The organism is Bauldia sp. (genome assembly GCA_037200845.1).
In the GTDB taxonomy this organism is placed as follows: Bacteria; Pseudomonadota; Alphaproteobacteria; order Rhizobiales; family Kaistiaceae; genus DASZQY01.
The window spans coordinates 1,039,412-1,061,106 of the sequence record JBBCGQ010000001.1; the positions used below are offsets into that span (position 1 = coordinate 1,039,412).

23 protein-coding genes are annotated in these 21,695 nt (G+C 68.6%); 11 read left to right on the forward strand and 12 right to left on the reverse strand.

The features are described 5' to 3' along the window. Window positions 1–106: 106 nt before the first annotated feature. The 5 genes from tauA to WDM94_05025 all read left to right on the forward strand — a co-directional run bounded on the left by tauA (window position 107) and on the right by WDM94_05025 (window position 4,528). Window positions 107–1,108 carry a taurine ABC transporter substrate-binding protein gene (gene tauA, locus WDM94_05005; GenBank protein MEJ0011986.1) on the forward strand — a complete coding sequence of 334 codons (1,002 nt, stop codon included), beginning with the start codon at window positions 107–109 and terminating at the stop codon, window positions 1,106–1,108. 82 nt (window positions 1,109–1,190) lie between these two features. Next, a complete protein-coding gene (locus tag WDM94_05010; protein ID MEJ0011987.1) occupies window positions 1,191–2,000 on the forward strand; it encodes an ABC transporter ATP-binding protein in 810 nt (269 codons plus the stop codon). Continuing rightward, window positions 1,997–2,839: an ABC transporter permease subunit gene (locus tag WDM94_05015; GenBank protein MEJ0011988.1), complete on the forward strand. Its 843-nt coding sequence runs from the start codon at window positions 1,997–1,999 to the stop codon at window positions 2,837–2,839. Before WDM94_05010 ends, WDM94_05015 begins: the two co-directional genes overlap by 4 nt. 11 nt (window positions 2,840–2,850) lie before the next feature. Continuing rightward, window positions 2,851–3,696 (forward strand): taurine dioxygenase, encoded by an 846-nt coding sequence (gene tauD / locus WDM94_05020; GenBank protein MEJ0011989.1) that lies wholly within the window; start codon window positions 2,851–2,853, stop codon window positions 3,694–3,696. Between the two features lie 31 nt (window positions 3,697–3,727). Next, on the forward strand, window positions 3,728–4,528 hold the full coding sequence (locus WDM94_05025) for an NAD(P)-dependent oxidoreductase (GenBank protein MEJ0011990.1): 801 nt from the start codon (window positions 3,728–3,730) through the stop codon (window positions 4,526–4,528). Here the strand turns inward: WDM94_05025 and WDM94_05030 are convergent. The 6 genes from WDM94_05030 to araD all read right to left on the reverse strand — a co-directional run bounded on the left by WDM94_05030 (window position 4,525) and on the right by araD (window position 11,084). After that, complete coding sequence (locus WDM94_05030; protein ID MEJ0011991.1) at window positions 4,525–5,358, reverse strand: ABC transporter permease; 834 nt, start codon at window positions 5,356–5,358, stop codon at window positions 4,525–4,527. The two genes, WDM94_05025 and WDM94_05030, sit on opposite strands and share 4 nt — an antisense overlap. A gap of 4 nt (window positions 5,359–5,362) precedes the next feature. Beyond that, the gene (locus WDM94_05035) at window positions 5,363–6,244 is read right to left on the reverse strand and encodes a sugar ABC transporter permease (GenBank protein ID MEJ0011992.1); all 882 of its coding nucleotides are present in this window, start codon (window positions 6,242–6,244) and stop codon (window positions 5,363–5,365) included. Then, window positions 6,241–7,311: an ABC transporter ATP-binding protein gene (locus WDM94_05040; GenBank protein MEJ0011993.1), complete on the reverse strand. Its 1,071-nt coding sequence runs from the start codon at window positions 7,309–7,311 to the stop codon at window positions 6,241–6,243. Before WDM94_05040 ends, WDM94_05035 begins: the two co-directional genes overlap by 4 nt. An 8-nt stretch (window positions 7,312–7,319) precedes the next feature. Further along, complete coding sequence (locus tag WDM94_05045; GenBank protein ID MEJ0011994.1) at window positions 7,320–8,510, reverse strand: extracellular solute-binding protein; 1,191 nt, start codon at window positions 8,508–8,510, stop codon at window positions 7,320–7,322. 108 nt (window positions 8,511–8,618) lie between these two features. Next, a complete protein-coding gene (locus WDM94_05050; protein ID MEJ0011995.1) occupies window positions 8,619–9,335 on the reverse strand; it encodes a ribonuclease activity regulator RraA in 717 nt (238 codons plus the stop codon). Between the two features lie 9 nt (window positions 9,336–9,344). After that, window positions 9,345–11,084, reverse strand: coding sequence for an L-arabinonate dehydratase (gene araD / locus WDM94_05055; protein ID MEJ0011996.1), 1,740 nt, complete (start codon window positions 11,082–11,084; stop codon window positions 9,345–9,347). 214 nt (window positions 11,085–11,298) lie between these two features. Between araD and WDM94_05060 the strand changes: the two genes are divergently transcribed. Next, window positions 11,299–11,997, forward strand: a complete 699-nt coding sequence (locus tag WDM94_05060; protein ID MEJ0011997.1) for a GntR family transcriptional regulator — start codon at window positions 11,299–11,301, stop codon at window positions 11,995–11,997. Here WDM94_05060 and WDM94_05065 read toward each other — a convergent pair. Together WDM94_05065 and WDM94_05070 are read right to left on the reverse strand one after the other, a co-directional pair. After that, entirely contained in the window at window positions 11,987–12,982 is a 996-nt protein-coding gene (locus WDM94_05065; GenBank protein ID MEJ0011998.1) for a quinone-dependent dihydroorotate dehydrogenase, read from the reverse strand. The two genes, WDM94_05060 and WDM94_05065, sit on opposite strands and share 11 nt — an antisense overlap. Next, on the reverse strand, window positions 12,972–13,319 hold the full coding sequence (locus WDM94_05070; protein MEJ0011999.1) for a DUF952 domain-containing protein: 348 nt from the start codon (window positions 13,317–13,319) through the stop codon (window positions 12,972–12,974). The genes WDM94_05065 and WDM94_05070 overlap by 11 nt, the downstream gene beginning before the upstream one ends. A gap of 77 nt (window positions 13,320–13,396) precedes the next feature. On the opposite strand from WDM94_05070, the gene WDM94_05075 reads away from it, so the two are divergent. Beyond that, window positions 13,397–13,774, forward strand: coding sequence for a hypothetical protein (locus WDM94_05075; GenBank protein ID MEJ0012000.1), 378 nt, complete (start codon window positions 13,397–13,399; stop codon window positions 13,772–13,774). Here WDM94_05075 and pip read toward each other — a convergent pair. The 3 genes from pip to WDM94_05090 are packed head-to-tail and all read right to left on the reverse strand — an operon-like array spanning window position 13,771 to window position 16,802. Beyond that, window positions 13,771–14,742: a prolyl aminopeptidase gene (gene pip / locus WDM94_05080; protein ID MEJ0012001.1), complete on the reverse strand. Its 972-nt coding sequence runs from the start codon at window positions 14,740–14,742 to the stop codon at window positions 13,771–13,773. The two genes, WDM94_05075 and pip, sit on opposite strands and share 4 nt — an antisense overlap. Beyond that, window positions 14,739–16,541, reverse strand: coding sequence for a hypothetical protein (locus tag WDM94_05085; protein ID MEJ0012002.1), 1,803 nt, complete (start codon window positions 16,539–16,541; stop codon window positions 14,739–14,741). The genes pip and WDM94_05085 overlap by 4 nt, the downstream gene beginning before the upstream one ends. A gap of 6 nt (window positions 16,542–16,547) precedes the next feature. Next, entirely contained in the window at window positions 16,548–16,802 is a 255-nt protein-coding gene (locus WDM94_05090; protein MEJ0012003.1) for a DUF4212 domain-containing protein, read from the reverse strand. Window positions 16,803–16,990: 188 nt separating this feature from the next. Here WDM94_05090 and mscL point away from each other — a divergent pair, with 188 nt between their 5' ends. The 4 genes from mscL to WDM94_05110 all read left to right on the forward strand — a co-directional run bounded on the left by mscL (window position 16,991) and on the right by WDM94_05110 (window position 20,349). Beyond that, window positions 16,991–17,407, forward strand: coding sequence for a large conductance mechanosensitive channel protein MscL (gene mscL / locus WDM94_05095; protein ID MEJ0012004.1), 417 nt, complete (start codon window positions 16,991–16,993; stop codon window positions 17,405–17,407). 174 nt (window positions 17,408–17,581) lie between these two features. Next, window positions 17,582–18,757, forward strand: coding sequence for a pyridoxal phosphate-dependent aminotransferase (locus tag WDM94_05100; GenBank protein ID MEJ0012005.1), 1,176 nt, complete (start codon window positions 17,582–17,584; stop codon window positions 18,755–18,757). Continuing rightward, a complete protein-coding gene (locus tag WDM94_05105) occupies window positions 18,754–19,299 on the forward strand; it encodes a DUF1697 domain-containing protein (protein MEJ0012006.1) in 546 nt (181 codons plus the stop codon). The genes WDM94_05100 and WDM94_05105 overlap by 4 nt, the downstream gene beginning before the upstream one ends. A gap of 27 nt (window positions 19,300–19,326) precedes the next feature. After that, window positions 19,327–20,349 carry an AbrB family transcriptional regulator gene (locus WDM94_05110; protein ID MEJ0012007.1) on the forward strand — a complete coding sequence of 341 codons (1,023 nt, stop codon included), beginning with the start codon at window positions 19,327–19,329 and terminating at the stop codon, window positions 20,347–20,349. Here the strand turns inward: WDM94_05110 and hemA are convergent. Then, window positions 20,346–21,635, reverse strand: a complete 1,290-nt coding sequence (gene hemA / locus WDM94_05115) for a 5-aminolevulinate synthase (protein ID MEJ0012008.1) — start codon at window positions 21,633–21,635, stop codon at window positions 20,346–20,348. The two genes, WDM94_05110 and hemA, sit on opposite strands and share 4 nt — an antisense overlap. Between the last annotated feature and the right edge of the window lie 60 nt (window positions 21,636–21,695).

The window sequence follows — 21,695 nt, forward strand, 5'->3', positions numbered from 1 at the left end:
TCCGCCCGCGCGATAAAAGACTATAACATTAGTAGAGTTTACCTCCGTCTCCCGCTTTGCTGGCGTCACGGATCGCTGATCCGACTAATCAACCGTGGAGACGACGATGAAGAAGACATTGCTCGCGGCCGCACTCGGCGCCGCAACCTTGCTCGGCGGTGCCGTCGCCGGCCACGCCGAGGACGCCATCCGCATCGCTTACCAGACGACGATCGACCCGGCCAAGGTCGCCCAGGCCGACGGCCTCTATGAGAAGGCCTTCGGCCGCGCCGCCGAATGGAAGAAGTTCGACTCCGGCGCCGACGTCATCGCCGCCATTGCCGGCGGCTCGATCGACATCGGCTTCGTCGGCTCCAGCCCGCTGGCGGTCGCCGCCTCGAACAAGCTGCCGATCGAGACGTTCTTCATCGCCGACCAGATCGGCGACGCCGAGGAATTGGTCGTGCGCAACGGCTCCGGCATCGAGAAGCCGGAAGACCTGATCGGCAAGACCGTGGCGGTGCCCTTCGTCTCGACCACGCACTACAGCCTGCTCGCGGCGCTGGAGCATTGGAACATCGATCCGTCGAAGGTGAAGATCGTCAATTCGCGTCCGCCGGAAATCGCCGCCGCCTGGTTGCGTGGCGACATCGATGCCGCCTACGTCTGGGACCCGGCGCTGGGCGCCATCAAGGCGACCGGCAAGGTGCTGGCTTCCTCGAAGGACGTCGCCACCTGGGGCGCGCCGACCTTTGACGCCTGGATCGTCCGCAAGGACTTCGCCGACAAGAACCCGGCGATCGTCACCGCCTTCGCGCAGGTGACCGGCGCCGCCTACGCCGGCTTCCTCAAGGACCAGACCGCCTGGCTCGCCGACAAGTCGAACATCGACAAGGTCGCGAACCTCACGGGCGCCAAGCCTGAGGACGTTCCGGTCGTGCTCGCCGGCTACGTCTTCCCGACGCTCGCCGACCAGGCCTCGCCGCAGCTTCTCGGTGGCGACACGGTCAAGGCGGTCGTCGCGACCTCCGAGTTCCTCAAGGAGCAGGGCAAGATCCCGGACGTGCTGGCCGACTACGGCCCGTACGTGAACCCGGCCTACGTCAAGCAGGCCGCCGCCACCAACTAGCGCGGCGCGCCGATAAGGGCTCGGTCCGGTTTTCCTCCCCTTCCGGACCGGGCCCCTTCTCGTTTTGTTGCGAGGTGCATGGATGGCCGACGTCGCCGAACTGGAAGCCCGTGCGCTGAGCGTCGAGTACGACGCGGCGAACGGCGCGCTGCCGGCGCTCCGCGGCATCGACCTGCGCGTCGAGCCGGGCGCCTTTGTCGCCGTGCTCGGTCCCTCCGGCTCCGGCAAGACCACGCTGCTCAACGTCTTCGCCGGCTTCATCCGTCCGACGGGCGGCGAGGCAAATTTCCGCGGTCGCCCGATCGCCGCGCCCTCCGCCGAGCGCGCCGTCGTCTTCCAGCGCCACGCGCTGCTCCCCTGGCTCGACGTCGCCGACAACGTCGCCTTCCCGCTGAAGGTGAAGGGCATCGACCGCAAGCGCCGCCGCCAACTGGTCATCCCGCTGCTGCTCCGCGTCGGCCTCGCCGAATTCGCCGATCATCCGGTGTGGACGTTGTCCGGCGGCATGCAGCAGCGCGTTGGCCTCGCCCGCGCGCTCGCCGCCGATCCGGCCGTGCTGCTGCTCGACGAGCCGCTCGGCGCGCTCGATGCGATCACGCGCGAGGACATGCAGCGCGTGCTGCTCGATCTCTGGGCCGGCTCCGCCAAGACCGCGCTGCTCATCACACACGACATCGAGGAGGCGGTGTTCCTGGCGACGCATCTCGTCGTGCTGTCCGAGCGTCCGGGCCGCATCGTCGGCCGCTTCGATCTCGATTTCTCCGCCCGCGTCGCCGCCGGCGAAGACGGCGCCGCCATCCGCGCCGAGCCGGCCTTCACCGCCGTCAAGGCCGAGCTCCGCGCCCTCATGCACCGCCGCGCCGCCGAGCTGCAGCCCGAGCAGGTCGCATGATCGAGGTCCTCGTCATCGGCGCCCGCGACCACAGTTCGTTGACCCCGGCGCCCCGTACGGCGAAACGCAAGGCGCCGCCGCGCGCGCTCCTGTTTTTCCTCGGCTCGGCGGTGTTCTGGCTCGCCGCCTGGTCGCTCGCCTCGGCGCTGGAGGTCGTGCCGGCGCTGTTCCTGCCGTCGCCGCTCGCCGTCGCGCACCGCTTTGTCACCACGCTGACCGGCGGCTTCGCCGACGCGACGCTGCTGCAGCACACGGCCGCGAGTCTCGTCCGCGTCCTCTCCGCGCTCGCCTTCGCCATCGTCGTCGGCGTCCCGGTCGGCATCGGCATGGGCCTGTCGCCGCTGCTCCGCGGCCTGTTCGATCCGATCATCGAGGCCTACCGGCCGATCCCGCCGCTCGCGTACCTGCCGCTGGTCGTCATCTGGTTCGGCATCGGCGAGGGGCCCAAGATTCTGCTCATCTTCCTCGCGATCCTGCCGGCGATCGCGCTGTCCACTGCCAGCGGCGTCCGCAGCGTGCCCGTGGAGCGCGTCAACGCGGCGCGCAGCGTCGGTGCCAATCGCCTGCAGGTGCTCCGCGACGTCATCCTGCCCAACGCGCTGCCCGAGATTCTTGTCGGCGCCCGCATCGGCCTCAGCGTCGGCTGGTCGACGCTGGTCGCGGCGGAGCTGGTCGCCGCGACGCGCGGCCTCGGCTTCATGATCCAGACCGCGTCCAATTTCCTGGTCACCGACGTCGTCATCGTCGGCATCGTCACCATCGCGGTGATCGCCTTCGCGATGGAATTCGCCATGCGCGTGCTCGAGCGGAAGCTCACGCCATGGAAGGGCAAGCTCTAGGAGGAAAGATCATGACGCTGCGCAATACGCCCTTCGAGGTGACGCCGCTGACCCCCGCCATCGGCGCGAAGATCGCCGGCCTCGACCTTGCCGATCCGCTGTCGGAGGAGACGGTGGCGGCGCTGAAGGAAACCCTCCACGACCGCCTCGTGCTGTTCTTCTCCGACCAGCACCTGACGCCCGCCGCGCACCGCACGTTCGCCGCGCATTTCGGGCCGCTGCATATCCACCCGATCTATCCGAATGTGCCCGAGACTCCGGAGATTCTGATTCTGGACACCAGCGTGAGGAACGCGCCGGACAACGACAACTGGCACACCGACGTCACCTTCATAGAGACGCCGCCGCTGGGCGCCGCGCTCTACGCCAAGAAGATCCCGCCGGCAGGCGGCGACACCCTGTGGCTGTCGACCATCGCCGCCTACGACGCCCTGTCGGCGCCGTTCAAGAAGCTGCTCGACGGCCTCACCGCGGTGCACGAATTCGAAAAGTCCTTCCCGCGCGATCGCTTCGCCACCGGCGAGGCGCTGAAGAAGTGGGAGGAGGCGCGCGCCAAGAACCCGCCGGTCGTTCACCCGGTAGTGCGCACCCATCCGGCGAACGGCAAGAAGGCGCTGTTCGTCAACTCCGGCTTCACCACGCGCATCAACGAGCTCGGCAAGGGCGAGAGCGACGCCGTGCTCGCCTATCTCTTCGAGCACGTCACCCGGCCCGAGTTCCAGATCCGCCACCACTGGCGCGAGAACGACCTCGCCCTGTGGGACAATCGCGTGACGCAGCACTACGCCACCATCGACTACCTGCCCGAGCGCCGCGTCATGCACCGCGCCACCATCATCGGCGAACGCCCGGCCTAGCCCGCATCGCTTCATCGGCTATGCTGGCCGGATGAAGCGGATACTCCTGACGGGCGCCGGCGGCGGGGTAGGGCGGACGATTCGTCCGCTGCTCGCCGCGCGCTATGCGCTGCGCGTCTCGGATCGCGTGCCGATAGCGCACGACCCGGCCGAGCAGCACATGCCCGCCGACCTCGGCGACCTCGACGCGCTGCGCGCGGCCGTCCGCGGCACCGACGGCATCGTCCACCTCGGCGGCTTCTCGCTGGAGTCCGATTTCCAAACCATCCTCGCCGCCAACATCGTTGGCGCCCGCAATCTGTTCGAGGCCGCGCGGCTGGAAGGCGTGCGCCGCGTCGTATTCGCCTCGAGCAACCACGTCATGGGCTTTTATCCGCGCGACCAGACGATCCCGGTCACGGCCACCGTCCGGCCCGACTCGCGCTACGGCGTCAGCAAAGCCTTCGGCGAGGGCCTCGCCAGCCTCTACGCCGACAAGTACGGCGCCGAGTGCCTGGTCATCCGCATCGGCCACATCGCCGACAAGCCGGCGAACCCGCGCGATCTTGCCGTGTGGCTCTCGCCGCGCGATTTCGTGCAGCTCATCGCCATCGGCCTCGACACGCCGAACCTGCACTACGAGATCGTCTATGGCATGTCCGACAACGCCCGCGGGTGGTGGGACGCCTCCGCGGCGCAGCGCCTGGGCTACAAGCCGCAGGATCGGTCCGAGGACTACGCGGCCGAGATCATGGCGAAGGGCGATGGCCTCACCGGCAACCCGGTGGTCGACCTGCATCAGGGCGGCGCGTTCGCGGCCGCCGAGGACATGACGCCGCCGAAGCCGGCCTAGCCGCGCTTCACCCGCGTCACGAGCTGTGTCGGGTTAATGAAGCGGAGCGCGATCAGCAGCCAGATCAGCGTCGTCACCATGTAGATGACGGCCATCGCGTCGATCGACTGGATCGCCCGCACGCCGGCCGCGAACACCGCGTAGTAGAGCGCGACGACCAGCGTCTGGCTGCTCGGCCCGGAGACGAAGAACGTCAGCTCGAACATCGCCAGCGTCCGAACCAGCACGATCAGCAGCGAGGCGAGGATGCCGGGCATGAGCAGCGGCAGCAGCACGTAGAAGAACAGCTTCCACGTATTGGCGCCGAACACGCGCGCCGCCGCCTCGATCTTGGGGTCGATCTGCTCGATGAACGGGATCATGATCAGGATGACGAACGGCACCGTCGGCACGAGATTGGCGAGCACCACGCCCCAGAACGTCCCGCCGAGTCCCGACTGGTAGAGCACGGTCGCCAGCGGAATGCCGTAGGTGATCGGCGGCACCATCAGCGGCAGCAGGAACAGCAGCATCACGATCGGCTTGCCGGGGAAGTCGCGCCGCGCCAGCGCGTAGGCGGCGGTGACGCCGAGAATTGCCGAGATCAGCACGACGGTGAACGCGACCTGGAAGGTGACGACGAGGATCTGGTTGAGCTGGAACTCCGCCCACGCCGAGGCGTACCAGTTGGTCGTCAGGCCCGACGGCAGCCAGCTCCGCAGCCAGCGTGTCGAGAACGACGAGACGATCACCGTCGCGACCATCGCGAAAAGATTGAGCAGGAAGAAACCGACGATGACCCACACCGCCGTCGCCCAGAGCTTCGCGCCGATCGTCGTGTCGCGGATCATGGCGTCAACCCTTCCCGCCCGAGGTCGCGCCGCGATAGAAGAAGCCGCGCGCCGCCAGCACCAGCACGACGATGGCGAGCTGCGTGAAGCCCATGATCATCGCGATGGTCGAGGCCATCGGGTAGTCGTACTGCTCGAACGCCGCCTGGTACGCCGCGATCGAGATGACGCGCGTCGATCCCGCCGGATCGCCGAGCACGACCGCCGAGGGGAACACCGAGAAGGCCTGCACGAACGACAGGCAGAACGTGATCGCCAGCCCCGGAGCCAAGAGCGGCAGGAAGATCGTGCGGAAGCGCTGCGAGGCCCGCGCGCCGAGCGTCGCAGCCGCCTGCTCCAGCGCCGGATCGATGCCGGTGACATACGACAGCGTCAGCAGGAACGTAAACGGGAAGCCGGTGATCAGCAGCGAGGCGAACACGCCCCAGTAGTTGTGCACCAGCCGCACCGGCTTATCGATGATGTGGAACAGCAGCAGCGTCCGGTTGAACCAGCCCTGCGGCCCGAGATAGTTGAGCAGGCCCTCGGCGACCAGCACGGTGCCCAGCGTGATCGGCAGCACGAGGATGCCGGTCAGCAGCCGCGGATTGCTCATCAGCCGCACGCGGAACGCGATCGGCACGGCGATGACGAGATTGAACAGCGTCACGGGCACCGACACCCACAGCGTCGTCCAGATCGTGTCGTAGAGGTACGAGTCGGAGAAAAACGTCGCGTAATTGGCGAGCCAGCCTCCCGTCTTCGGCGCGAACGAAAGCATCAGCCCGTAGAAGAATGGATAGACGAACAGCGCCAGCACGAACGCCACCGCCGGCGCCAGCAGCAGCGTGATGCCGTCGATGCCGCGCGCCGCCAGCCGCTGGCGAAGGCTGATCGTGGTGTTCATGCGTCCGCCGGATAGACCAGCACGCGGCCGGGATCGGCGCTGAGCTGCACGGTCGTGCCGGGCTCGACGCGGCGCTCCGACCGGAACACCAGTTCGAGGTCGCCCGCCCGCGCGGTGCCGACAAATTCCCGCCCGCGATATTCGATGGTCTCGACCTTGGCGGCGATGGCGTCGGCCCGCGCTTCGCCGGCGATAAGATCATCGGGCCGGATCGCCATTGCGGCGGTGCCACCGGGCGCGATCGCCTCGCGCACCATGCCGCTGACCCTGGCGCCGCCGACGTCGATGGTCGCCTGGTCGCCGTCGCGCGATACGAGCTTGCCCGACAGACGGTTGCGGAAGCCCATGAATTCCGCGACGTCGAGATGTGCCGGCGCCTCGTAGAGCTCGGTCGGCGTGCCGACCTGCCGGATCGAACCGGCGCGCATCACCACGACGCGATCGGCGAGCGACAGCGCCTCGTCCTGGTCGTGCGTGACGTAGATCGTGGTCGAGCCGACGAGATTGTGGATACGCCGGATCTCGGCGCGCATTTCGAGCCTGAGCTTGGCATCGAGGTTGGACAGCGGCTCGTCCATCAGCACCAGCGGCGGCTCGATGATGATCGCGCGCGCGATGGCGACGCGCTGCTGCTGGCCGCCGGAAAGCGCGCCGGGCAGCTTGGCGCCCTGGTCCTGCAGGCGCACCAGCGCCAGCGCCTCATCGACTTTCTTCTCGATCTCCGTCCGCGGCCGGCCCTGCATGGCGAGGCCGAAGCCGATGTTTTTCCGCACCGTCATGTGCGGGAAGAGCGCGTAGTTCTGGAACACCATGCCGAAGCCGCGCGACTCCGGCTTGAGCTGGTCGATGCGCACCCCGTCGAGCGAGATGCTGCCGCCGGTCAGCGCCAGCAGGCCGGCGATGCAGTTCAGCGCCGTCGACTTGCCGCAGCCCGAGGGGCCAAGCAGGGCGATGAACTCGCCCCGCTTGACCTCGAGCGTAACGTCCTTCAGCGCGTTGAGCACGCCGAAGTTCCGGCTCACTCCGTCAAGTTTCAGTACCTTGAAGTCGTGTGACGCAGTGAGCATCGTTGCTGCTACTTCTTGACCTTGTCGCCGCCGACTTCCTTGTCCCAGCGACCGAAGGCATAGACAAGCTGCGTCGGCAGCAGCGGCGTCTCCTGCGGGTTGTCGTTGATCAGCGCCTCGTATTCCGGACGGCCGAACTCGTTGATCGCATCCTGGCTTTCCTTCGGCGCGAGCGACAGCGGCACGTCCTTCACCGCCGGGCCCGGATAGAAGTAGCCGAGATCGTAGGTCGTCGCCTGCGCTTCCGGGGTCAGCAGGTACTTGGCGAGGTCGATCAGGACCGCCGCCTTCTCCGGCGCAATGCCCTTCGGCACGCACAGGTAATGCGCGTCGAGGATCCAGTGGAATCCCTTCAGCGCCTGCGTCTTCGCTTCCTTCGGCACGGTGCCGAGGACGCGCGGGTTGATGTCCCAGCCCATCTGCGTCGGCGTCATGTCGCGCGAGCCTTCGCCGACTTCCTTGAACACCGCGCCGGTGCCGCTCGGATAGTACTCGACGTACTGGCCGAGTTCCTTGAGGTAGGCCCAGGTCTTGTCCCAGCCCTTCTCGGGGTCCTTCGGGTCGCTGTCGCCGAGCAGGTAGGGCAGGCCCATCATGAACACGCGGCCCGGACCCGAGTTGGCAGGGCGAGCGTAGATGAAGCGGTTCGGGTTGGCCTTCGCCCAGTCGAGCAGTTCCTGCGGCGTCGTCGGCGGCGTCGCCACCGCGTCCGGCATGTATTCGAGCAGCGGCCCGGCCTGGCAGAAGGTGACGCAGATGCCCTGGTTCTGCGCCAGCGCCTGCATCTTCACCGCGCCCGGCAGGTAGATGTCGTCGAGCTTCGGCAGGTCGGCGGCGTAGTCGGTCACCGTCGGGATCCACAGCCCCTGATCGACGCCGGCCGAGAGCACGTCGATGCCGGTCAGCACGCCGTCGATGTCGAGGTGGTTGGCGTCCTGCTGTGCCTTGATCTTGCCGGGCAGTTCCGGCGCCGGCGCCTTCGAGAAGTTCACCGCCGAGAGCAGCTTCGGGTTCTTGTCGCGATACGCCTCGATCGCCTTCTGCGTCAGCGCGAGGTTACCGGCGACGTCGACGAAGTTGAGCGTCACCGGCGAGGTCGGCAGTGTCAGTGCGGCGAATGCCGGCCGGCCGAGTGCGGCGAGCGTCGCCGCCGAGGCCACGCCGCCGAGCAGACTCCGGCGTGAAATGTGTCCATCCATGTGTCGTTCCTCCCGTTATACGGCCGGCGCCGTTCCGGCACCGGTTGGCGGAAAATCCGCCCTCCCTGAAATCGCGCGCCGCCCTCCAGCGGCGCACGAACCGTCACCTCACCGCCCGTTGGCTTTCCTCCAGGTGGCGAAATCCTTGAGCGTCTGGTCGTGCGTCGCCGGGTAGAGCCCGATGATCGACCGACCTTTCATCACTTCCTCGGTCACGAAATCCTCGAACACGGTCATCTCGACCGCCTCGTCGGCGACCTCGTCGGCAAGGTGCGCCGGCACGATGACGACGCCCTCGTTGTCGCCGACCACGGCATCGCCGGGAAATACCGCGACGTCGCCGCAGCCGATCGGCACGTTGATGTCGATGGCATGATGCAGCGTCAGGTTCGTCGGTGCGGAGGCGCGATGGTGATACGCGGGAAATGCCATCCGCTCGATGGCGGGAGAATCGCGCAATCCGCCATCGGTGACGATGCCGGCGGCGCCGCGCACCATCAGGCGAGCCGCGAGGATCGATCCGGCCGATGCCGCGCGCGCGTCCTTCCGCGAATCGATCACGAACACCGCGCCGGGCGGGCACGTCTCGACGGCCTTGCGCTGCGGATGCTCGGGATCGCGGAACACCGCAAGCTGGTTGAGGTCCTCGCGCGCCGGAATGTAGCGGAGCGTGAACGCCTCGCCGGCCATCCGCCCGGCATTGGGATTGATGCGGTGAACGTCCTGGATGAACTGGTTGCGCAGCCCGCGCTTGAGCAACGCTGTGGTGAGCGTCGCCGTGCTCACCGTCTTGAGCTTGGCCAGCGTTTCGGGTTTCAGCGCCATCGCCGGCCCTCAATAGATCGCCGGCTCGCCGACGGGCGCGCCGAAGCTGGTTTCGAGGAAGTCGAAGTCGCAGCCTTGGTTCGCCTGCCGGATATGCCGCGTGAACATCCAGCCGTAGCCGCGCTCGTAGCGGGCAGGGGGCTTGGCCAGCGCCGCGCGGCGCTCAGCGAGCTCCGCCTCGGGCACATCGAGGCTGATCGAGCGCGCCGCAACGTCGATCGAGATGCGGTCGCCGTTCCTCACCAGCGCCAGCGGGCCGCCGACGTAGGACTCCGGCGCGACATGCAGCACGCACGCGCCGTAGCTGGTGCCGCTCATGCGCGCGTCCGAGATGCGCACCATGTCGCGGATGCCTTGCTTCACCAGTTTCTTGGGGATCGGCAGCATCCCCCATTCCGGCATGCCCGGCCCGCCCTGCGGCCCGGCGTTGCGCAGCACCAGCACGGTGTCCTCGGTGACGTCGAGATTCTCGTCGTCTGTCGCCTTCTTCATCGCGCCGTAATCGTCGAACACCAGCGCCGGCCCGGTGTGCTTCAGGAACTTCGGGTTGGCGGCGCTAGGCTTCATCACGCAGCCGTCCGGCGCGAGGTTGCCTTTGAGCACGGCCAGCGAGCCCTCGGCATAGACCGGGTTGGATAGCGGACGGATGACGTCGGTGTTGGTCACCTCCGCGTCGGCGATGTTCTCGCCGAGCGTCCTGCCGTTGACCGTGAGCGTATCGAGATGCAGGAAACCGGAGATCTCCTTCATCAGCGCGCGCAGTCCACCGGCGAAGTAAAAATCCTCCATCAGGTACTTGTCGCCGCTCGGCCGGATGTTGGCAACGACCGGAACCTTGCGGCTGACACGCTCGAAATCGTCGAGCGAGAGCGTGACCCCCGCTCGCCGCGCCTGCGCGATGAGATGAATGATCGCGTTGGTTGAGCAGCCCATCGCCATGGCGACGACCAGCGCATTCTCGAACGCCTCGCGCGTCTGGATCTTCGCCGGCGTGAGATCTTCCCACACCATCTCGACGACCCGCCGTCCGCATTCCGTCGCCATGCGGATGTGCGAGGCATCGACCGCGGGAATCGACGACGCGCCCGGCAGCGTCATGCCGAGCGCCTCGGCCATGCCGGTCATCGTGCTGGCGGTGCCGAGCGTCATGCAGTGGCCGGCGCTCCGCGCGATGCCGGCTTCCATCTCGAACCAGTCGGTGTCGGAGATGTTGCCGGCGCGCCGCTCGTCCCAATATTTCCAGGCGTCGGAACCGGAGCCGAGCGTCTTGCCCTTCCAGTTGCCGCGCAGCATCGGGCCGGCCGGCAGGAAAATCGCCGGGAAGCCGGCGCTGGTCGCGCCCATCAGGAGGGCAGGGGTGGTCTTGTCGCAGCCGCCCATCAGCACCGCGCCGTCGATCGGGTGCCCGCGCAGCAATTCCTCCGCATCCATGGCGAGCATGTTGCGGTAGAGCATCGTCGTCGGCTTCTGGAAGCTTTCCGACAGCGACAGCGCCGGCATCTCGACCGGGAAGCCGCCCGCCTGCAGCACGCCGCGCTTCACGTCGGCGACGCGGTCCTTGAAATGCGCGTGGCAGGGCTGGAGATCGGACCACGTGTTGATGATGCCGATGACGGGCCTGCCGACCCAGTCTTCCGGGTCGTAGCCCATCTGCATCAGGCGCGAGCGATGGCCGAAGGAACGCAGGTCGTCGGGCGCAAACCAGCGCGCGCTCCTGAGCTCCGCCGCGGTCTTGCGCGCGCCGCTCATGCCCGCCTGCCCATGAAAAAGAAGGCCGCGCCGCGGCCCCGCGATCCCACCAACGTCCTCCCTCGGCCGCGTTTGTCCCGGCCTTCGCTTCGGTGTAAAACACTAATACATTTGTGTTTCAGGTGCAACGGACCGTATCCTTCCGCTGTGCTTTCAAGCCGGGACGACACCGTGCCGCCTTGCCGGCCCTTGTGAGTCTCTGCGAAAGAGAGACATGGACGCCACTGTCCCGCTGAGGGAAATCGCGCTCGACAATTCGCGCCGCGCCGCGCCGCAGGTCTACGAGTGGTTGCGCGACCGCATCATCACGCTCGACTACGCGCCCGGCACGACGCTGTCGCGCACCGATCTGGTCAAGCGCTTCGGCCTCAGCCAGACGCCGATCCGCGACGCGCTGATGCGCCTGTCGGGCGAGGGGCTGGTCGACATCTTCCCGCAGTCGACGACGCGCGTGTCGCCGATCGATCTCCGCCAGGCGATCCAGACTCACTTCATGCGCCGCTCGCTCGAGATCGAAATCGTGCGCCAGCTCGCGCTCGCCGCCGACAAGCCGTTCGTCCAGCGCCTCAACGCCATCGTCGCCGACCAGCGCGCGCAGTACGACGGCGCCGACCTCGTCGCCTTCGAAGCGAGCGACCGCGCCTTCCACCGCGTGCTCTACGAGAGCGCCGCCGTCCCCGACCTGTGGACGCTTATCCGCGACCGCAGCGGCCATATCGACCGCCTCCGCCGGCTCGACCTGCCGTCGCCCGGCAAGATCGAGCAGATCCTGGCGAGCCACGCCGCGATCGTGAAAGGCATCGCCGCCTCCGATCCGGCCGCCGCGCAGGAAAGTCTCCGCGTTCATCTGTCGGGCACGCTTTCCCACATCGACGAAATCAGCGCCGCGCATCCGTCCTACGTCAGGGAATAGCCGCCGCAAGCCCGGCGACGATCCGCGCCGGCAGCGTCGGCCCTTCATAGACCATGCCCGTGTATAGCTGCACGAGATCGGCTCCGGCCGCGATCTTCTGCCGCGCCGCCGTCGTGGAATCGATGCCGCCGGTGCCGATCAGCACCAGCCGGTCACCAACCATGCCGCGCAGCCGCGTCAGCATCTTGTTCGACGGCGCAAACAGCGGCCGCCCCGACAGCCCGCCGGACTCGGCGGCAAGTTTCGGGTCGCCGACGCCGAGGCGCGACAGCGTCGTGTTGGAAACGATCATCCCGTCCATGCCTGCGACGATCACCGTCTCCGCGATGGTTCCGAGCGCCTCGTCGTCGAGGTCCGGCGCGATCTTCACCACGATCGGCACGCGCCTCGCCAATCCCGCCCGCGCCGCGGCAACCCCGTCGAGCAGCCGCGCCAGCGCATCCTTCTCCTGCAGGTCGCGCAGGCCCGGCGTGTTCGGCGACGAAATGTTGATCGCGAGATAACCGGCGACGTCGGCGAACCGCCGCACCCCCGCGACATAGTCCGCGACGCGATCCGTGCTGTCCTTGTTCGTCCCGAGATTGACGCCAACAATCCCGCGCCGCTCGCGCGCCGCCAGCCGGGCGTAGACCGCGTCATGCCCCTCGCTGTTGAAGCCGAGCCGGTTGATCACCGCGCGATCGTGCTCGACGCGAAACACGCGCGGCCTCGGGTTGCCCGGCTGCGGCCGCGGCGTGACGCTGCCGACCTCGACGAAGCCGAAGCCGAGTCCCAGCGCCGCATCCGGCACCTCGCCATGCTTGTCGAACCCCGCCGCCAGCCCGACCGGATTGGGAAACTCGATCCCCATCACCGTCCGCTTGAGTCGCGCATCGGCCGCCGGCGCGCGGGGATAGACTCCCGCCGCGAGCGCCGCGATCGCCGCGCGATGCGACGCCTCGGCATCGAGCGCGAACAGCAGCGGCCGGATCAGGTCATAGATCATGGCGCGTGATCGGCAGGACATGCGTGCCGTCCGCCCGCATCGTCACCGGCCGCACCCACAGCGCCTGTTTCGGATCGAGCGGCGCGTAAAGATGCGGGAACAACTGCCCGCCGCGCGACGGCTCGTAGCGCACGTCGCCGATGTCGCCGTCGTCGAAGGCCGCGAGTATCAGATCGTCCTGCCCGGCGAAATGCTTCGCCGCCGTCTCCGCGACCTGGGCAGCGGTGGAAAAATGGATGAAGCCGTCGGCGAGGTCGACCGGCGAGCCGCGGAAGACGTCCGCCGCGACCGCCTCGCGCCACAGCGCCGCCGGGCAAATCTTGTAGATCGTCGCCATCGCGGGCGAACCTATCGGCGACCCTCCCGCCCGGCAAGCAATTGGCGGAATGCTCCACCGCTGCTAGTCTTGCGGCCATGCGTATCGCGTTGGCCGCCGCCCTGGTTTTCGTCGCCGCTGCTGCTCAGGCCGAGGGCCGTTTTGCCCTCAGCGCCAGCCGCGACGGCGTCGTCCGCCTCGACACGGCCACCGGCGCGGTTTCCCACTGCCGCCCGACCAAGGGCATCTGGCGCTGCGAAACGCTGCCGGTCGAGTCATCGCGCCTCGACGCGCTGGCGACGGAAGTCGCGGCGCTGACCGCGAAGGTCGCCGCGCTGAGCGCGAGCCTCAAGACGCCGCCGGTGACATCGACTCCCGTCGCGGCGACCGAGCCACCGAAACCAAACTTCGTCCACGAGGCCCTCGGCCGCTTCCTGGATCTCGTCCGCACGCTGAAGCACGGACGCGACGCTTAGTCTCGGGCGGAGTGCCCTTTATATTTCTCCGTCGCACTGACCAGTTCATCGATGATGCCCGGCTCGCTCATCGCATGCCCGGCGTCGGCGACAGGCCGATAGTCCGCCTCCGGCCACCGCTTGTGCAGGTCCCACGCCGTCGAGATCGGCGTGCAGAGATCGTAGCGCCCATGCACGATCGTGCCCGGGATGCCCTTCAGCCGCGTCGCGTCATGCAGCAACTGGTCGTCGCGCTCGAAGAAGCCGCGGTTCTGGAAATAGTGGCACTCGATCCGCGCGAACGCGATCGCGTACTGCGGATCGCCGAAGGCGGCGACGCGCCCGGGGTCGGGCAACAGCGAGATCGCCGTCCCCTCCCAGATGCTCCACGCCTGCGCCGCTTCGAGCTGCACCTTCGGATTGTCGCTCGTCACCCGTTTGTGGAACGCCGCGATAAGGTCGCCGCGCTCGGACTCCGGGATGACGTTGCGATAGACCTCGAAGGCCTCCGGCTGCAGGTGCGATGCGCCCTCCTGATAGAACCAGAGCAGCTCGCTCCGCTGCACGGTGAAGATACCGCGGAGGATCAATTCGCTGACGCGCTGAGGATGCGTCTCGGCATAGGCGAGGCCGAGCGTCGATCCCCATGAGCCGCCGAGCAGTTGCCAGCGGTCGATGCCGAGATGCGCGCGTATCCGCTCCATGTCGGCGACCAGGTCCCACGTCGTGTTCTCGCGCAGTTCCGCATAGGGCGTCGAGCGCCCGCAGCCGCGCTGGTCGAAAAGGATGATGCGGTAGACGTCGGGATCGTGAAAGCGCGGCATCGTCGGGTTGGTGCCGGCGCCCGGCCCGCCGTGGATCATCACCGCCGGCTTGCCGCGCGGGTTGCCGTACTCGGCGACGTATATCTCGTGCAGGTCGGAGACCTTGAGCCGGTGCTCGGCGTAAGGCTCGATGGCGGGGAAGAGAGTGCGGCGCGCGTCGCTCATAGGCTTTCGGTTTCCTGCACGAAGGGGGTGCCGCCCGGGCGGCGCATGGCGTCGATGAACACCAGGCGCTCCTCCGATGGCGGATCGGTGGCGAGAGTGGCGGCAACCGCCGCGAGAAATCCGAACGGCATGCCGATGACGCCGGCGGTGAGATCGTCGAACCCGAGGCGGCCGAACGGCAGGAAGCCGGGGAAGCGATGCTCGGCAATCAGCGTCGCGGTGAGCAGCCCGCCCGCCGCGATGCCGGCGATGGCGCCGGCGACATTCGCCCGGCGCCACCAGATGGCGAGGATCAGTGCCGGGAAAAGTCCACCGGCGGAGAGCGCGATGGCGATCGGCGCGATGCCGAAGGCGGCGCTCCCGGCGCCCGCCGCGCACCACGCCGCGAGCCCGACGCCGACCGCCGCCGATAGCCGCGTCACGATCAACTGCCGCCCGGCGGAGGCATGCGCGTCGAGCGCGCCGGCGTAGAGGTCGTGCCCGATGGTGGAGGCAAGCGCGAACGCCATCGCCTTCGCCGCCGCGAGGCTCGCCGCCAGCGCCCCGACCCCGACCAGCGCCGAGGCGACATATGGCAGTCCGAATATCGCCGGCCCCGCGAGCACCACCGCGTCGGTGCTCAGCGCCAGATCGCCGGCGTTGAGGTTGCCGGTGAATCCCGGCCGCGCCGCGCAGGCGCCGAGCACGACGTCGACCGTGGTCGCCGCGACGCCGCAAAGCCGCACCAGCCCGAGATTGCCGAACGTGAACACCCAGTCCGGCAACGTCTCGATCGGCCCATCGACCAGCTCGCGCAGGATCACCAGCCGCGAGAACGCCGCGTACGCCGGCGCCATCAGCGCCACCAGCAGCACGCCCGCGAGCGCCCACGCTCCCGACCGCCGCGCCCGGTCCGGCCCGCGCACCGCCGCGCTCCGCATCAGCAGGTGGGGCAGGGCGGCGACGCCGGTCGCCAGCACCACCATCTCGGCAAACACGTTGTCGCCTAAGGGCGCGAAGCCGCCGGCGAACGCCGCCGCGAGGTCGTGCCCGCTGGCGGTCACCAGCAGCGCCGCCTCCCTGACGGCATTGCCGAAGGCGAGCGGCGGGATCGGCAGCGAATATTCCCGCAGGGAGACCACCGCCACTGGCGCGACGATGCCGATAGCCAGCACCACGTATTCCACCATCGCCGTCCGCGTCACGGCGCGCAGGCCGCCGAGCGCGGTCGCCACCAGCACGACCGCGACGACAAACGTGAGCGCCGTGCCGTCGCCGACGCCCAGCATCAGCGCCGCCAGAAACGCCGCCGCGGCAAGCGCTGAGACCAGCCCGATGAACAGCGCCGGCACAACGACCGCGGCGGCAACCGCGCGCACTGCGCGCCCGCCGAAACGGAGTCCCAGAAAATCCGCAACCCCGAACGCGGAAGACTTGCGGAAATACGGTGCGATCCCGATCGTGAGGATGAGCAGGCCGAGCGCCAGGCCGATGACCAGCGCCGCGGCGTCGGCGCCGCTGGCATAGAACGCGCCGCCAAATCCGAGGAACACGAAGGCCGAGACCGCGGCGGCCGCGGTCGCCATGCCGTTCTGCCCGGGCGTCAGCGCGCGGCCGGCGAGATAGAATTCCGATGCCTGCATCGTGCTGCCGTTGACGCCGAGCGCGGCGACCGCGATCAGCACCGCGGCGGCCAGCGTCGTCGACAGCACGCCCGCCGGCAGCCCGAAATGATCGAGCAGCGTCAGCACCACCAGCAGCAGCACGAACGCCGCGGCGAAAAGCGCCGCCGGCCGGCCGTAGGACGAGCGGGACGCCACGCGCGCCTAGTCCTCCGCCACGTCGAAGCGCCGGTCGAGCGCCCGCTGCCGGCCGGCGAAGACGAACGCCGCCGCCATCAGGATCAGCGGCACGACGATCAGCCCGAAGAATTCCGCGAGGGGCAGGCCGAAAAATTGCGGACCGGCGGCATCCGCCTCAAGCGACGTCGCGACGATCGCCAGCACGGCGCCGCCGCCGGTCACGGCCGCCGCCAGCCGCCACGTCAGCCGCCACCACGCCGCCTCGCTGGAATCGCGCACCCTGTCCGTCCCTTATGCCGCCCGCGAATCGCCGGCGCCGCCCGCCTTTTCTTCGTCGGCGAAGGAGGCAGCCGCTTGGCGATTCCCGCGGAAACCGTGGCGAACCATGCGGTCGGTTTGCCACCGGGTCAACCGGGCGCTAGGACCGGGAGTGGTCCCTGGGGGCGGGGATGCAACTGGAGGAAACCATGCTCAAGGAATTCCGCGAATTCGCGCTGAAGGGCAACGTGGTCGATCTCGCCATCGGCGTGATCATCGGCGCGGCCTTCGGCGGCCTCGTGCAGTCGATCGTGGCGGACATCATCCTGCCGATCGTCGGCCTGATCACGGGCGGCATCGACTTCTCCAACATGTACATCCAGCTCGCCGGCGCGCCGGCCGCGACGCTCGCCGAGGCGCAGAAGAACGGCGCCACGCTCGCCTACGGCCACTTCATCACGCTGGCGATCAACTTTATCATCGTCGCCTGGGTGCTGTTCATGGTGGTGAAGGCGATGAACCGCATGAAGCGCCAGCCGCAGCCGGCCCCGGCCGTCCCGCCGCCGCCGACCAAGGAAGAGGAACTGCTCACCCAGATCCGCGACCTGCTCGCCAAGCGCGCGTAGCGGGCCGTACGCCGCCCCTTCCTCCGCTCGTCTCAGCGAAAGCAGGGACCCAGGACCTAATTGCAATACCGCGCGAGTTGGGCTGGCCTTGCCGGTGTGCTTATGTGCGCCCGACCTGGGTCCCCGCTTTCGCGGGGATGAGCGGAGTTTGTTTTGCCTCGCGAGTGTTAGCGTATGCCCTCGAACGATCTCCTCGCCGCCCTCCGCCCGGAAGCCCGCGACGCGCCGCATAGCGGCATCGTCGAAGTCTTCAACTACGGCCGCACGCGCGAGGGCCTGATCGCGCTGTGGGTGGGCGAGGGCGATCTGCCGACGCCCGCCTTCATCGCCGATGCCGCGGCAAAATCGCTGGCCGCCGGCGAAACCTTCTACACCTACCAGCGCGGCCTGCCGGACTTGCGCGCCGCCATCGCCCACTACCACGGCCGCATTTATGGGCGCCCGTTCGACCCGGAGCGTTTCTTCGTCACCATCGGCGGCATGCACGCCATCCAGATCGCCACCCGCATGGCCGCCGGCGTCGGTGACGAGGTGCTGGTGCCGACGCCCGGCTGGCCGAATTTCGACGGCGCCATCGGCATCAGCGGCGCCCGCGCCGTCGAGGTGCCGATGAGCCTCGGCAACGCCGGCTGGACGCTCGATCTCGACCGCCTGTTCGCCGCCGCCACGCCGCGCACGAAAGCCATCGTGGTCAACTCGCCGTCGAACCCGACCGGCTGGACCGCGACACTGGACGAGCTCCGCGCCATCCTCGAATTTGCGCGCCAGCGCGGCATCTGGATCATCGCCGACGAAGTCTACCACCGCTTCTTCTACGCCGGCCGCCGATCGCCTTCGTTCTACGACATCGCCGATGACGACGACCGCATCTTCTACGTCAACACCTTCTCCAAGAACTGGGCGATGACCGGCTGGCGCGTCGGCTGGCTGTCCGCGCCGAAGGCGCTCGGCGACACCATCGAGGATCTCGTCCAGTACTCGTCCTCCGGCGTTGCCGCCTTCCTGCAGCGCGCCGCGATCGTCGCGATGAACGACGGCGACGGCTTCGTCGACCGTCAGGTCGAGCGCGCCCGCGCCGGCCGGGACATCGTCGTCGATGGCCTCCGCTCCACCGGCCGCGTCCGCTTCGCCGATCCGCCGGGCGCCTTTTATCTGTTCGCCGCCATCGACGGCGAACCGGACGACCGCAAGGTCGCCTTCCGCCTGGTCGATGAGGCGAACGTCGGCGTCGCGCCGGGCTCCGCCTTCGGCGCCGCCGGCAAGGGCTACTTCCGCCTCTGCTTCGCGCGCGACGCCGGCCAGGTCCGCACCGCGACCGAGCGCCTGGTCGCCTGGATCGGCAAGCGATGAACGGCTACGTCGCGCTGCTCCGCGCCGTCAACGTCGGAGGCACCGGCATCATCCGCATGGCGGATTTGAAATCCATCTGCGAGAAGGCCGGCTTCCGCGACGTCACGACGCTGCTCCAGAGCGGCAACGTCGCCTTCCGCGCCACCGGCGCCGACAAGGCCGTGGCCAAGAAGCTCGCCGATGCCATCGAGAAGAGCCACAAGTTCCGCCCGGCGATCGTGGTGCGCACCGCCGACGAGATCGCCGCGACCATGCAGCACAACCCGTTCAAGCCGGAAGAAAAGAGCGACCCCAGTCATCTCATCGTCGCCTTCGCCGCCGACGATCCGACGGAAGGCGCCGCCGAACGTCTGGCGGCGGTCAAGGTCAACAAGGAACGGCTCCATCTCCGCGGCCGCGACCTCTACATCCACTATGCCACCGGGCAGGGCACGTCGAAGGTCACCAACGCGGCGCTGGAACGCGCCCTCGGCGTGCCCGCGACGGCACGCAACTGGAACACGGTGGGCAAGCTGCTGGCGCTCGCCCGCGCCCTCGGTTAGCGGGTGCCACGCGCGGAGCGCCGCACCATGATCCCGCGCGACACCGTCTTTCTTATCCTGCGCACGCTGGCCATCGCGTTCGCCGGCGGCTTCCTCGCCAACCTCGTCGGCCTGTCCGCCGGGTGGCTGTCCGGCTCGATGATCGCCGTCACCGTCTGCGCCATCGGCCGCCTGCCGGTGCACGTCCCGCCGCGTGTCGCCGACGCCGTCTTCATCGTGCTGGGCGCGCTGCTCGGCGCCGGCATCACGCCCGAGATCGTGTCGCGCATCGGCGCCTGGCCGCTGAGCCTCGCCAGCCTGCTGATCAGCGTCCTCGCCATGGTCGTCGCCGTGCAGGTCTATCTCGTGCGCGTCGCCGGCTGGGATCGCAGCACCGCGTTCTACGCTTCGCTCCCCGGCGCGCTGTCCTACGTCGTGGCGCTCGCCGCCGCCTCCGGCGCGGATCTCCGCCGCGTCGTCGTCGGCCAGAGTATCCGCCTGTTCCTGCTGGTCGTGGCGATTCCCGCGCTGGTCTCCTCGCTGGAGCCGATCGTGCCGCCGACACCGCCGCCGCTGATGGCGCCGATCCCGCTGGTGCTGCTGCTCGCCGCCTCCACGGCAGGCGCGCTCGTCTTCGCCGCGCTCCGCGTTCCCGCCGCCTACCTCACCGGCGCGCTGCTCGTCAGCGGCGTCGCCCACGCCGCCGGCATCGTCTCCGGCACGCTGCCGCCGGCGCTCACCGTCGTCGCCTACATCACCCTCGGCGCCATGATCGGCGGCCGTTTCGTCGGCACCGACCTCGCGTTCCTGCGCCGCATCGCCGCCGCCTCGATCGGCGCCTTCCTCGTTGCCACCGCGATCGCCGCGCTGTGCGCCTTCGCCGTTGCCGCGGTGGTCGATGTGCCGCTGGTCCAGATCCTCGTCGCCTTCGCCCCCGGCGGCCTCGACACCATGACGGCGCTGGCGCTCGCCCTCCACATGGATTCGGCGTTCGTGGCGGCGCACCAGTTGGCGCGCTTCGTCGGCATTGCGGTGGTTGCGCCGTTCGTGGCGCGGCGAATGCCGACCTAGCCGCCGGCGGGCGGGAAGAAGCCGGCGCGGGCGTTACCGCGGGCCGCGACCCGCTGGCCCTCCGGCTCGCCGTCGTCGGCAAAGCGCGGCAGGCCGATCTCGTCCCACACATCGGCAAGCGCCGCGGCGAGTGTCGCGATCAGCGCCGCGTCGTGGAACGGCGTCGGCGTGATCCTGAGGCGCTCCTGCCCGCGCGGCACCGTCGGATAGTTGATCGGCTGGATGTAGATCGCGTGCTCGGCGAGCAGCAGATCGCTCGCCTTCTTGCACAGCTCGGCGTCGCCGACGAACAGCGGCACGATGTGCGTCTCGCTCGCCATCACCGGCAGCCCGGCTTCGGTCAGCGCCTGCTTCGTCGCCGCGGCGTTGCGCTGTTGCGCATCGCGCTCCGCCGACGACGCCTTGAGATGGCGGATCGAGGTCAGCGCCGCGGCCGCGATCCCTGGGGGGAGCGCGGTGGTGAAGATGAAGCCCGGCGCATACGAGCGCACGGTATCGACGATGGCGCGCGAGGCGGCGATGTATCCGCCGAGCGCGCCGAAAGCCTTGGCGAGCGTCCCCTCGATGATGTCGATGCGGTGCATGACGCCGTCGCGCTCGGCGATGCCGCCGCCGCGCGGGCCGTACATGCCGACCGCGTGCACCTCGTCGAGATACGTCATCGCGCCGTACTTTTCGGCGAGGTCGGCGATCTCTCCGATCGGCGCGATGTCGCCGTCCATCGAGTAGACCGACTCGAACACGATCAGCTTGGCGCGCGACGGCGAGGCCGCTCTCAACAGCTCCTCGAGGTGCGCCATGTCGTTGTGACGGAAGATCACCTTCTGCGCGCCCGAGCGCCGCACGCCCTCGATCATCGAGGCGTGGTTCAGTTCGTCGGAGAAGATAATGCAGTCGGGCAGCAGCTTGGCGACCGTCGAGATCGTCGCCTCGTTCGAGACGAAGCCCGAGGTGAAGACCAGCGCGGCTTCCTTGCCGTGCAGATCGGCCAATTCGTCTTCCAGCATCACCAGCGGATGGTTGGTGCCCGAGATGTTGCGTGTCCCGCCGGCCCCGGCGCCCATCGTGCGGGCGGCCTCCGTCATCGCCGCGATCACGGCGTCGTTCTGCCCCATGCCGAGATAGTCGTTGGAGCACCACACCGTGATCTCCCGGTCGCCGGCGTCCGAATGCCAGATCGCCTTGGGAAACCGCCCGGCGACCCGCTCGAGATCGGCGAAAACCCGATACCGGCGCTCGGCGTGGAGCGCGGCAATCGCCTCGGCGAAGATCGACCGGTAATCCATGGAGATTCGTCTATTCCTTAGAACGGCGCGAAAGTACGGTGAGGTCCAACCCGAGTCTAC